The following is an 11,714-nucleotide window of genomic DNA, read 5'->3' as shown; positions in this document are numbered from 1 at the left end:
CCCTCCCCCGCATGCGGACGGCGGGAGGCTACCCGGCCGAGTCGGCGCTCCGCGCGCCCGGGCCGAGGAGGGCGGCGCCCCGCCTCCACGGCCACACCCCCTCGATCTCCACCTCCAGCGAGAAGCTGAGGAACGTCCGGATCGCCACGATGAGGCCGAGCACGGCCACGCTCTCGAGGGTGGGGTCGACGGCGACCGTGCGGATGATGTCGGCGGCCACCAGGATCTCGAGGCCGAGGAGGATGGCGACGCCGAGGTCGTTGCGGAGGCGCCGGTTGGCCCCGGTCGCTCCGTTGCCGCGGCGTGAGGCCACGGTGCGCCCCCAGCGCACGAACCCCACGACGAAGCCGACGACCAGCACGGCGACGCCGGCACCCTCGAACACCCGGACGACGTCGTCGATCACCTGCGCGAACGTCATGGCCCGGGCCCTGCTACCCCTCGGCGTCGACGGCGCCGAGCGGCCCGAGCAGCCCCGCCCAGTACGACGGGGGGGTGGTCACCGCCGGCGGGGGGAGCACCGCGAAGGCCTGCTCGCCCGGCCGCACCAGGCTGTACTGCTCTCGGGCGAGCCGCTCGATCTCGGCGTCGGTGTCGAGGGCATCGGCGCGCCGCTGGAGCTCGTCGGCCTGGCCGCGCAGCACGCCGAGCTGGTGCTCGGCCCGCTCGATGGCGGCGCGCTGGCCGAGGAACGTGCGGGTGGGGAACACGGCGAGGAACAGCACCCCCACCAGCACGACGGTGGCGAGCAGGGGCCACACCGCCCGCCGCATGCCCCGCACCTGTCCGAACCCCCTCTGGCCCCGGAGCCCCGGCGTCCCGGCGTCGCGTCGCCTAGGCCCCGCCGCGGGCCAGGGCGGCCCGGCCCGGGAAGGCGGCCGACTCGCCCAGGTCGGCCTCGATCCGCAGGAGCTGGTTGTACTTGGCCACCCGGTCCGACCGGGCCGGGGCGCCGGTCTTGATCTGCCCGCAGTTGGTGGCCACGGCCAGGTCGGCGATGGTGGTGTCCTCGGTCTCGCCGGAGCGGTGCGACATGACCGAGGTGTACGCCGAGCGCGTCGCCAGGGCCATCGTCTCGAGCGTCTCGGTCAGCGAGCCGATCTGGTTGACCTTCACGAGGATCGAGTTGGCGACCCCGGCGGCGATGCCCCGGGCCAGCCTCTCGACGTTGGTCACGAACAGGTCGTCGCCCACCAGCTGCACCCGGTCGCCCACCGCCGCGGTGAGCTGGGCCCAGCCGTCCCAGTCGTCCTCGGCCATGCCGTCCTCGATCGACACGATCGGGTAGCGGTCGACGAGATCGGCCCAGAAGCCGGCCATCTCGGCGCTCGACAGCACCCGGCCCTCGCCCGTGAGGTGGTACGCGCCGTCGCGGTAGAGCTCGCTGGTCGCCGGGTCGAGGGCGATGGCGATGTCGTCGCCGGGCGCGTAGCCGGCCTGCTCGATGGCCTCGATCAGCACCCGGATGGCGTCCTCGTTCGAGGCCAGGTCCGGGGCGAACCCACCCTCGTCGCCCACGGCGGTGGAGAGCCCCCGTGCCTTCAGCACGCCCTTGAGGGCGTGGTAGGTCTCCACGCCCCAGCGCAGCGCCTCCGAGAACGAGCCGGCACCGACCGGCATGATCATGAACTCCTGCAGGTCGACGTTGTTGTCGGCGTGGACCCCGCCGTTGACGACGTTCAGCATCGGCACCGGGAGCACGTGGGCGTTGGCGCCACCGACGTAGCGGTACAGCGGCAGCTCCACCTCGTCGGCCGCGGCGCGCGCCACCGCCAGCGACACCCCCAGGATGGCGTTGGCGCCGAGGCGCGCCTTGTTGTCGGTGCCGTCCAGGTCGACCAGCGCGCCGTCGACCGACCGCTGGTCGATGGCCTCCAGGCCGACGACGGCGTCGAGGATCTCGTCGTTCACGTGCTCGACCGCGCCCAGCACGCCCTTGCCGAGGTAGCGCTCGCCGCCGTCGCGGAGCTCGACCGCCTCGTGCTCGCCCGTCGACGCGCCCGAGGGCACGATGGCCCGGCCGCTCGACCCGGAGGCCAGGTACACCTCGACCTCGACCGTGGGGTTGCCCCGCGAGTCGAGGACCTCGCGCCCGACGACGTGCTCGATCGTGCTCATGCGCTGACGCCTCCGCAGTGCCCGGCCGGTGGCCGATCGGCCCGTTCGTGGCTGTTGCTGGTGTGGCCGATGTGGCGAACGTTAGTCGGCCGCGCCGGCGCCGCCCGCACCCCGCCCGCCGACCCCCACCTCGGCCCACAGCGCCTCGAGCGCGTCCCGGTCGAGTGCGGCCGCGTCGACGCCCCGGCTGGCGGCGAGCAGCTCCACCGCGCGGACGCGATCGCGCACCCGCCCGGCCGCGACCCGGAGGGCGGCCTCGCCGTCGATGCCGGCCCGCCGGGCCGCGGCGGCCAGCGCGTACAGCGCGTCGCCCACGGCCGTGTCGGTGAGCACCGTGTCGGTGAGCCCGGCCCCGCCGGGCGGCGGCTCGAGGCCGAGGGAGCCGGCCTTGCGCTGGATCTTCTGGGCGTAGACGAGCGACGGGAGGTTGCCGGGGATGCCGTCCATCACGCTCTCGCGGCCCTTCTCGGCCTGCTTGATGCGCTCCCAGTTGGCGACCACGTGCTCGGCGGTGGCCGCCTGCACGTCGCCGAACACGTGGGGATGCCGCCGCACCAGCTTGTCGTGCACCCCCCGAGCCACGTCGTCGAGCGTGAACCAGCCCTCCTCGGCGGCCAGCGTGGCGTGGAACACCACCTGGAACAGCAGGTCGCCCAGCTCCTCCTCGAGGTGCTCGGCCCCGGCCCCGGTGCCCTCGTCGAGCCCCTCGATCGCCTCCAGCACCTCGTACGTCTCCTCCAGCAGGTGCCGGGTGAGGCTGCGGTGGGTCTGCTCGCGGTCCCAGGGGCACCGCTCCCGCAGGGTGCGCACCAGCTCCGCGAACCGGGCCACCTCGGCCGCCACCGGCGGGGCCAGGGCGGGCAGCCACACCGAGGTCAGGTGGTCGGGCTCCACCGAGCGGTCGAGCTCGTCCCAGCGCAGCGGCACGACGACCTCGTCGGGCAGGCCGAGGTGGTGGAGCACCGTGACGGTGAGGGTCCCGCCCCCCGGGTGGCCCGGCCGGCGGTCCATGGCCTCGGCCAGGGCGAGCTTCACGTCGGACAGCACCGCACGGGTGTCGCACTGGGCCACGAGCAGGGGGCCCCGCTCCCCCGCGGCCTCCACGGCGAAGGCCCGGCCGTCGACGAGCCGCACGCCCAGCGCCACCGGGTCGACCCCGAGCCGGGCCCACGCCAGGTCGAGGAACGACAGGGCGGGCAGGACCTCGACGGCCACCCGCCGATCGGCGCGGAGCAGCGCCACGGTGCGCTCCGCGACCACCGGCGAGCCCGGGACCGCGTACAGCACCTCGCGCTCGTCGATGGCCGCCTCGACCAGGGCGTCCACGATCCGGCGGTAGACCTCGTCGAAGGTGGCCGCGGCGTCGTACACCGAGTCGAACGAGGTGGCGGCGGGCACCACCGACGCCGCAGGGTGGCGGGTGGTCCGCACGAAGCGGGCCGGGACGCGCTCGATCGCGGCGAGCGTGGCGCGGGTGACGAGCTCGGGCCCGGCCGGGCCGAGCCCCACCACCACGACCCGGGGCGTCACCCTCCCGGCGGCGCGGGCGGCGACAGCGGGTCGGGCAGCAGGGTGGTCGGCGGGGCCACCGTCCCCTGGTCGGCGCTCCACGTGCCGTAGCGAGGGTCGACCTCGACGTCGGCGTCGGCCTTGGCCCCGGCGAGCCACGCCGCGAAGTCGGCGTCGGCCGAGGCCAGCACGGTCTGGAGCAGCTGGTCCCTCACGTCGGCGAAGTCGGGGGTGCGGCGCTCGGTCACGAGGATCACGTGCCAGCCGAAGTCGGTCTCGACCGGCGCGGTCGGCTCCCCCACCTCGGCCGCGAAGACGGCGTCGTCGAACTCGGCCACGAACTGGCCGCGGCTCACGCACCCGAGGTCGCCCCCTTGCTCGGCCGAGCCGGGGTCGGTCGACAGGTCACGGGCCAGCTGGGCGAAGTCGGCGCCCGCGGCCAGCTGGGCCTCCACCGCCTGGGCCTCGGCCTCGGTGGCCACCAGGACGTGGCGGACGCACACCTCCTCGAACTGCTCGGCGTTGTCCTCGAAGTAGGCCTCGAGGGTCGCATCGTCGACCTTGTCGAGCCCCACGAACGACAGCTGCACGGCCAGCGCGGTGGCCCACTGCTCGACGAGGAAGTCCTGGTAGCTGGCCGGGAACTGGTCGAACACCTCCTGGCCGCCCACCGACTCGATCACCTGCTGGCGGGCCGCGGCCTCGACCGAGGGGTCGATGGTGAGGCCCTCGCCGGCGGCGCGGGCGCCGATGAGCTCCCACTCCACCTGCCGGCCGAGCACGAGCGACACGAAGTCGGAGCGGAGGCTGTTCGCGCCGGCGCCGGTGACCACCAGGCCGCCCGCGCTCAGGCTCTGCACGTAGGCGTCGTTGCCGGCGATGGCCTGCAGCTCGTCCTGGAGCTGCGACCGGGCGATGGCGTCGCCGTTGACGGTGGCCGCGTCGGGCTCGGCCGCAGCGCACCCGGACACCGCGAGGGCGCCGGCGAGGGCGAGGGCGACGAGGGCGAGCAGGCGCGTCACGACGGCGCCGATGCTAGGGAGGCGGCCCCGTCGGCACCAGTCGGCCCGTCGCCCGGGAACAGCTCGGCGAGGAACCCGAGCAGCGAGGCCACCACGTCGCCGCCCGCCCGCAGCGGCACCTGCAGCTGGCCCTGCTCCTCCTTGTAGACGGCGTCGCGCGCCAGGCGCCTCAGGCGGATCTCCTGGCTGGTGCGGAGGCGCACGGGCGACAGGCGCGCCAGCAGCCCCGAGCGGGGCCCCAGCCCGGGGGCGGTGGTGACGTTCACCTCCCGGAGCCCGAGCCGATGGCACGCGGCGCGCAACCTGGCCACGTCGAGCAGCGCCGCGGCCGGCGGGGGCACCGGCCCGTAGCGGTCCTCCCACTCCGCTCGGATGTCGTCGACCTCGCCGTCGGTGGTGACCGCCGCGAGCCGCCGGTAGGCCTCGAGGCGCAGCTCCTCCCGACCGACGTAGCCCGCCGGCAGGTTGGCGTCGACGGGCAGGTCGAGCTTGATCTCGGCCGGCTCGCGCGGCTCCTCGCCCTTCAGCTCGGCGACCGCCTCGGTGACCATCTGGCAGTACAGGTCGTAGCCGACCGCAGCGATGTGCCCCGACTGGGTCTCGCCGAGGAGGTTGCCGGCACCGCGGATCTCGAGGTCGCGCATGGCGATCCTGAACCCCGAGCCCAGCTCGGTGCTCTCGGAGATGGTGCGGAGCCGCTCGTAGGCGTCCTCGGTGAGCACGCGGTCGCGGGGGTGGAACAGGTAGGCGTAGGCCCGCTGGCCGGCCCGTCCCACCCGCCCGCGGAGCTGGTGGAGCTGCCCGAGGCCGAGCAGGTCGGCCCGGTCGACCACCAGGGTGTTGACGGTGGGCATGTCGATGCCGCTCTCGATGATGGTGGTGCAGACGAGCACGTCGAAGTCGCCCTCCCAGAAGTCGAGCACCACCCGCTCGAGGGTGCCCTCGTCCATCTGGCCGTGGGCGACGGCGATGCGCGCCTCGGGGACCAGGTCGCGCAGCTCACCTGCGACCTTCTCGATGTCCTGCACGCGGTTGTGCACGAAGAACACCTGACCCTCACGGAGCAGCTCCCGCCGGAGCGACTCGGCCACCGCCCGCTCGTCGTACTCCCCCACGTAGGTGAGGATCGGCTGGCGGTCGGCCGGCGGGGTGTGCAGCAGCGTGAGGTCGCGGATGCCGGTGAGGCTCATCTCGAGGGTGCGGGGGATGGGCGTGGCCGTGAGGGTGAGCACGTCGACGTCCATCTTCAGCTTCTTCATGGCCTCCTTGTGCTGCACGCCGAAGCGCTGCTCCTCGTCGACCACCAGCAGCCCGAGCTCCCGGAACGAGATGTCGTCGGACAGCAACCGGTGCGTGCCGATGACCACGTCGACGCTGCCGTCGGCGACACCCTCGACCACCCGCTTCTGCTGGGCCGGCGTGAGGAACCGCGAGAGCACCTCGACCCGCACCGGGTAGCCGGCGAAGCGCTCGGAGAACGTCTGCCCGTGCTGCTGGGCGAGCAGCGTGGTGGGCACCAGCACCGCGGCCTGCTTGCCGTCCTGCACCGCCTTGAACACCGCCCGCACCGCCACCTCGGTCTTGCCGAAGCCGACGTCGCCGCACAGCAGGCGGTCCATCGGCGTGGGCGCCTCCATGTCGGCCTTCACGTCGGCGATGGCGACCAGCTGGTCGGGCGTCTCGGTGAAGGGGAACGCGTCCTCGAGCTCGCGCTGCCAGGGCGTGTCCGGCGCGAAGGCGTGGCCCGGCGTGTGGACCCGCCGCTGGTACAGCACGACGAGCTCCTGGGCGATCTCCCGCACCGCCGACTGCACCCTGGCCTTGGTGCGGGCGAAGTCGCTGCCACCCAGCCGGTGCAGGCTCGGGCTGTCACCACCGGTGTAGTGGCGCACGGCGTCGATCTGGTCGGACGGCACGTACAGCTTGTCGCCACCCCGGTAGTCGAGCAGCAGGTAGTCGCGCTCGACCCCGCCGATCGCCCGCTTCACCATGCCGCCGTACCGGGCCACCCCGTGGTGGTGGTGGACCACGAAGTCCCCCGGCTGGAGGTCGTCGAAGAAGGCCTGGGCGTCGCGCCGGCGCGGGCGAGCGGCGCGGTGCGCCCGCCGGCGACCCGTCACGTCGGCCTCGCCGAGCACCGCGACCTTCACCTCGGGCAGCACGACCCCGCGCTCGAGCGGCTCGACCACGGCGTAGCCACCCGGCCGGGTGACGTCGGCCCCCTCGCCGTCGAGGCCGGCCGGCCCGGTGGCGTCGACCAGCTCGATGCCCTCGTCGCGGAGCAGCCGGACCAGGTGGGCGCCCGAGCCGGCGCCGTCGGCCGCGAGCACCACCCGGTAGCCACCCGCGACCAGCTCGCGCAGGCGGCGGGTGAGGCGCTCGCTGCCGCCCGCCCCCGCCGCCGAGTCCCACCCGATCGCGGTCACCGTGGCCACGTCGGGGCCCTCGGGAGCGGTGGTCATGGTCCACGCGGCCGCCTGCGTGTGCGCCAGCAGGCGGTCGAACGGCAGGTGCAGGCGGGGCAGGGCCGGGTCGTCGGCCGCGGCGGGGGCCACGCCCCACGTGCGGGCCAGCACCCCGGCCAGGTCGGCCTCCTCGGCCAGCAGGTCGCCGGCCCGGTCACGCAGGCGGCGGGGGTCGACCAGCACCACCTGGGCCTCGGCGCCGAGCAGGTCGACCACCAGGTGCTCGCCCTCGGTGAGCCACGGCAGCCAGCTCTCCATGCCGTCGAACACCGCTCCCTCGGCCAGGCGCTCCCACTGCTCACGGCCCCACGGCTCGAGGGCGACGAGCCGTTCGGCCCGGGCCCGCACCTCGGCCGACGCCAGCAGCTCCCGCGCCGGGAAGACCTCGACCTCGGCCACCTCATGGGTGGACCGCTGGTCGGTGACCGAGAAGGCCGTGAGCCGGTCGACCTCGTCGCCCCACAGGTCGATGCGCACGGGGCCGTCGGCCGTGGAGGGGAAGACGTCGACGATCGAGCCCCGCACGGCCACCTCGCCGCGGTGCTCCACCTGGTACTCGCGCCGGTAGCCCCCGGCCACGAGACGCTCCACCACCTCGGTGGGGTCGAACCGCTCGCCCGGGCGCGCCACGAGCGGCTCGACGTCCTCCACGTGCGGGCCGAGCCGCTGGGCGAGCGCCCGCACCGACGCCACCACGACGGCCGGGTGGTGCTCCGGTTGCCGCAGGCGCCACAGCACGCGCAGGCGCCGGCCCATGGCCTCGACGCTGGGGCTCACCCGCTCGAAGGGCAGGGTCTCCCACGCCGGGAACAGCTCCACCTGGTCGGGCCCGAGGTAGGCGGTGAGGTCGTGGGCCAGGCGCTCCGCCTCGGCGCCGGTGGGCACCGCCACCAGGAAGGGCCGCCGGCTGGAGAGGGTGGCGAGCCCGGCCGTCACCAGGGCCCGGGCCGGCTCGGGCACGGCCAGCACCGCCTGGCGGCGGCCGAGCACGCCGGCCACGGCCGGCTCGTCGCGCAGCAGTGCCGGGAGAGCGGCGAGGGGCCCCAGGCGCGACCGGGCCCCCTCGACCGGCGCGGTCGGGGGGATCACCCCGCCAGGGTACCGGCGGCCGCCGGCGCCGAGCGCCGGCGCCGCACGGCCGGCGCCGCACCCGCCGCTCGCCGCACCCGCCGCTCGCCTTCTTCGTCCACGCGACCACCCCTGCGGTGGTCAACCGGCCAGGGAACGGGTGCGGGTGGCGAGCAGGGCCGTCACGGTGGCCACCGCGCGGGCCGGCTGCTCGTCGATGTCGAGGGCGGTGAAGCGCACCGGGAGCCACGCCGCCGCGGCCACGAGCCGGTCGCGCTCGCGGTCGCGCTGGAACGCCTCGCCCACGTGGAAGCGCCGGCCGTCGACCTCGAGGTCGAGTCGGGCCTGCGGATAGGCGAGGTCGAGCCGGATCGTGCGACCCCCGACCCGGAGCGGGTACTGGCGCACGGGGCGGGGAAGCCCGGCGTCGACCAGCAGGCGCTCGAACCGCAGCTCGAGCCGGCTGTCGGGCGCCGGCCCGCCGACCAGCGGCGACGCGGCCAGCAGCCGCCGGACCGCCGCCGTGCCCGGCCGGCCCCTGGCCCCCAGCCGATCGAGCACCGCCCGCAGGCGGCGCTGGTCGACGAGGTGCTGCACGACCGCCTGCTCCCAGGTGTCGACCAGGTCGGCGAAGGGGACGACACCGGCCAGGTCGAACAAGGTGCGGCCGGGGCTCGTGAGCGTGATCCCGTCGGGCCTACCGACGACGTCGACGGGCGGGAGCTCGCGGGTGCGGTGCACCAGCACACCCGGCCGGCCCGGGCGGCGGCCCCCGGCCACGGTGAGCTCGGGCCGAGGGGGCGGACCGGTCGCGAGGCCCCACAGCCACGCGGCAGAGCGGTGCGAAAGGGCGCCGTGGGGGCCGACGGCCAGCGACAGAGCGGCCGCGGCCTGCTCGGGCGAGGGTGGCCAGGCCGCGGCCCGGTACACCCCCCGGAGCACGGCGACGAGCACCCCGGCCGCCGTGCGCCCGTCGATCTGTCGAGGGGTCACCCCGATCGCGAGCAGCTCACGACGGGTGACGAGGCCCCAGCGGGTCGACGCCAGGGCGAGGATGGCGGCGTCGAGGGAACCCATGGGCCCACGGTACGGACGCGGTGTGTCAGCAACGGCGTCTGGCCGGTTCTCCGACCGCTCGACCACCGTGGAGGTGGCCGGCCGGGCGCAGAACGGGTGGTGCGCGACCCTCAGGCGTTGTAGCGGTTCATGGCGGCCGCGACGCCGTCGACCACGATGGCCTCGACCGCGTCGGCCGCCTCCTGCACCACCACGTCGAGCTCGGCCCGCTCGGCCCTGGTGGGCCGGCGCAGCACGTGGTCGGCCCCCGCCTGCCGGCCCGGCGGCTTCCCCACGCCGATCCGCACCCGCACGAACTCCTGGCTGTGCAGGTGGGACACGATCGACCGGAGGCCGTTGTGGCCGGCCAGGCCCCCGCCCACCTTCACCTTCAGCCGTCCCACGGGCAGGTCGAGCTCGTCGTGCACCACCACCAGGTGCGCCGGATCGCCCACGCCGAACCGCCGGGCGAGGAGGCGCACCGACTCGCCCGAGAGGTTCATGTACGTCTGGGGGAACGCCAACGCCACGCGCCGACCGCTGATCGTGACCTCGCCGCTGAGGGCCCGCTCCCTGCCCCGCCGGAGCGAGCCGCCGTGGCGGGCGGCGAGCAGGGCGACGACCTCGGCGCCGACGTTGTGGCGCGTGCCGGCGTACTCGTCACCGGGGTTGCCGAGCCCGACCACCAGGAGGTCGGCGGGGGTACCTCGACGCTCGGACGCGCCGCGCCCGAGGAGCCCCACGAGGACGCCGCCGGGCTACGACTCGGCCGGCTCGGCGGCCTCGCCGCCGGCCTCGGCACCCTCGGCCTCGGCCTCGCCCTCGGCCTCGCCCTCGACGGCCGCGGCGCGGGTCTGCTCCGCCGCCACCACCAGCTCCTCGGGGTCGACCTCGGTGGTGACCCCGGCCGGGAGCTGCAGGTCGCCGACGCGGATCTGCTGGCCGAGCGTGAGCGGGGAGATGTCGATGACGATCTGCGCGGGGATGTCGCCGGGCAGGGCCTGCACCGTGAGCGACGACATCGACTGGGTCACCAGGCCGCCCTCACGCTCCACGTCGGCGGCCTCGCCCTCGAGCACGATCGGCACGTCGACCGCGAGCACCTCGTCGCGGCGGATGAGCAGGAAGTCGATGTGCGAGATGGCCCGGCGAATCGGGTCGCGCTGGAGGTCGCGCACCAGGGTGAGCTTCTTCTCGCCGTCGATCACCAGGTCGATGACGGCGTTGGCGCCCTCCTTCACCAGGATGTGGCGCAGGGTGCGGGCGTCGACGGCCACCGACACCGGGTCGGAGCCGTGGCCGTAGACCACGCCGGGCACCTTGCCCTCGTTGCGCAACCGGTTCGAGGCCCGTGAGCCGAGGGGACGGCCGGTGTCGGCGACGAGGGTGAGCTCAGGCATGGTGACGCGCTCCTGCGGGAGGTGTTCGAGGGACAGCCGGCGAGTGTACGCCAGCGCCCCGCCCCGAGCCCAGGCGACGGGGGCTCAGTGCTGGTTCTCGCCGCCGAAGATCTCCGAGACGGAGGTGTCCTCGAACACCGCGTCGAGGGCGTCGGCGATGATCCGGGCCACCGAGAGGACCTCGATCTTGGGGATCTCCTTGTCGGGCGGCAGGGGCACCGTGTTGGTGAGCACCACGCGAGAGATCGGCGCGTTCTTCAGGCGGTCGATGGCCGGGTCGGAGAGCACGCCGTGGGTGGCCATGGCCCACACCTCGGTGGCACCGCGCTCCACGAGGATCTCGGCCGCCGCGCAGATCGTGCCGGCGGTGTCGATCATGTCGTCGATGATCACGCAGTGGCGGCCGTCGACCTCGCCCACCACGTCGCGGGCGACCACGAGGTTGGCCATGCCCTTGGGGCGCCGCTTGTTCACGAAGGCCAGGTCGGCGTTGAGGTGCTGGCTGAAGCGCTCAGCCACCTTCACCCGGCCGGCGTCGGGAGCGACGACCACGATGTCGCTGCTGGCCTGGTCGCGGAGGTACTCGACCAGCACGGGCATCGCGGTGAGGTGATCGACGGGGCCCGAGAAGAAGCCCTGGATCTGGCCGGAGTGGAGGTCGACGCTCACCATCCGCTTGGCGCCGGCCGCCTTGAGCAGGTCGGCGAGGAGGCGGGCGGTGATCGGCTCGCGGCCCTCGGCCTTGCGGTCCTGGCGGGAGTAGCCGTAGAAGGGGCACACCGCCGTGATCCGCTTGGCCGACGCCCGCTTGGCCGCGTCGATCATGATCAGCTGCTCCATGATGGCGTCGTTCACCGAGAGCCCGGCGGTCGACGCGTGCACCTGGATGACGAACACGTCGGCACCGCGGATCGACTCCGAGAACCGGGGCCGGATCTCGCCGTTGGCGAAGTCGACCAGGTTGGGCTCGGCCAGCTCCACGCCGAGGTGGGCCGCGATCTCCTCGGACAGCGACGGGTGGGCGCGGCCGGAGTAGAGCACCAGCCGCTTCTTGGTCACCAGCTCCATGGGCGCCG

10 protein-coding genes are annotated in these 11,714 nt (G+C 74.7%); all 10 read right to left on the bottom strand.

Features of this window, described 5'->3' with window-relative positions; genetic code table 11:
- Window positions 1–28: 28 nt before the first annotated feature.
- Window positions 29–421 (bottom strand): DUF1622 domain-containing protein, encoded by a 393-nt coding sequence (locus IPM45_13485; protein ID MBK9180546.1) that lies wholly within the window; start codon window positions 419–421, stop codon window positions 29–31.
- 13 nt (window positions 422–434) lie between these two features.
- Window positions 435–773 carry a septum formation initiator family protein gene (locus IPM45_13480; protein MBK9180545.1) on the bottom strand — a complete coding sequence of 113 codons (339 nt, stop codon included), beginning with the start codon at window positions 771–773 and terminating at the stop codon, window positions 435–437.
- 61 nt (window positions 774–834) lie between these two features.
- Complete coding sequence (gene eno, locus IPM45_13475; GenBank protein MBK9180544.1) at window positions 835–2,118, bottom strand: phosphopyruvate hydratase; 1,284 nt, start codon at window positions 2,116–2,118, stop codon at window positions 835–837.
- An 81-nt stretch (window positions 2,119–2,199) separates the two neighbouring features.
- Complete coding sequence (locus IPM45_13470; GenBank protein MBK9180543.1) at window positions 2,200–3,648, bottom strand: MazG family protein; 1,449 nt, start codon at window positions 3,646–3,648, stop codon at window positions 2,200–2,202.
- Window positions 3,645–4,649, bottom strand: a complete 1,005-nt coding sequence (locus tag IPM45_13465; protein MBK9180542.1) for a peptidylprolyl isomerase — start codon at window positions 4,647–4,649, stop codon at window positions 3,645–3,647. The genes IPM45_13470 and IPM45_13465 overlap by 4 nt, the downstream gene beginning before the upstream one ends.
- On the bottom strand, window positions 4,646–8,200 hold the full coding sequence (mfd, locus tag IPM45_13460) for a transcription-repair coupling factor (GenBank protein ID MBK9180541.1): 3,555 nt from the start codon (window positions 8,198–8,200) through the stop codon (window positions 4,646–4,648). Before mfd ends, IPM45_13465 begins: the two co-directional genes overlap by 4 nt.
- A 123-nt stretch (window positions 8,201–8,323) precedes the next feature.
- Window positions 8,324–9,259 carry a hypothetical protein gene (locus tag IPM45_13455; GenBank protein MBK9180540.1) on the bottom strand — a complete coding sequence of 312 codons (936 nt, stop codon included), beginning with the start codon at window positions 9,257–9,259 and terminating at the stop codon, window positions 8,324–8,326.
- 110 nt (window positions 9,260–9,369) lie between these two features.
- Complete coding sequence (locus IPM45_13450; GenBank protein ID MBK9180539.1) at window positions 9,370–9,927, bottom strand: aminoacyl-tRNA hydrolase; 558 nt, start codon at window positions 9,925–9,927, stop codon at window positions 9,370–9,372.
- 69 nt (window positions 9,928–9,996) lie between these two features.
- A complete protein-coding gene (locus tag IPM45_13445) occupies window positions 9,997–10,638 on the bottom strand; it encodes a 50S ribosomal protein L25 (GenBank protein ID MBK9180538.1) in 642 nt (213 codons plus the stop codon).
- Between the two features lie 84 nt (window positions 10,639–10,722).
- Window positions 10,723–11,706, bottom strand: a complete 984-nt coding sequence (locus IPM45_13440; protein ID MBK9180537.1) for a ribose-phosphate diphosphokinase — start codon at window positions 11,704–11,706, stop codon at window positions 10,723–10,725.
- Between the last annotated feature and the right edge of the window lie 8 nt (window positions 11,707–11,714).

Source organism: Acidimicrobiales bacterium, assembly GCA_016716005.1.
In the GTDB taxonomy this organism is placed as follows: domain Bacteria; phylum Actinomycetota; class Acidimicrobiia; order Acidimicrobiales; family JADJXE01; genus JADJXE01.
The sequence above is the reverse complement of the archived record's forward strand: the minus strand, read 5'-3'. Positions and strand labels throughout refer to the sequence as shown.

What these genes read in the sequence shown, in the direction of transcription:
- IPM45_13485 (MBK9180546.1), bottom strand. Translation starts at nt 421, where the DNA reads ATGACGTTCGCGCAGGTGATCGACGACGTCGTCCGGGTGTTCGAGGGT.
- IPM45_13480 (MBK9180545.1), bottom strand. Translation starts at nt 773, where the DNA reads ATGCGGCGGGCGGTGTGGCCCCTGCTCGCCACCGTCGTGCTGGTGGGG.
- eno (MBK9180544.1), bottom strand. Translation starts at nt 2,118, where the DNA reads ATGAGCACGATCGAGCACGTCGTCGGGCGCGAGGTCCTCGACTCGCGG.
- IPM45_13455 (MBK9180540.1), bottom strand. Translation starts at nt 9,259, where the DNA reads ATGGGTTCCCTCGACGCCGCCATCCTCGCCCTGGCGTCGACCCGCTGG.
- IPM45_13445 (MBK9180538.1), bottom strand. Translation starts at nt 10,638, where the DNA reads ATGCCTGAGCTCACCCTCGTCGCCGACACCGGCCGTCCCCTCGGCTCA.
- IPM45_13440 (MBK9180537.1), bottom strand. Translation starts at nt 11,706, where the DNA reads ATGGAGCTGGTGACCAAGAAGCGGCTGGTGCTCTACTCCGGCCGCGCC.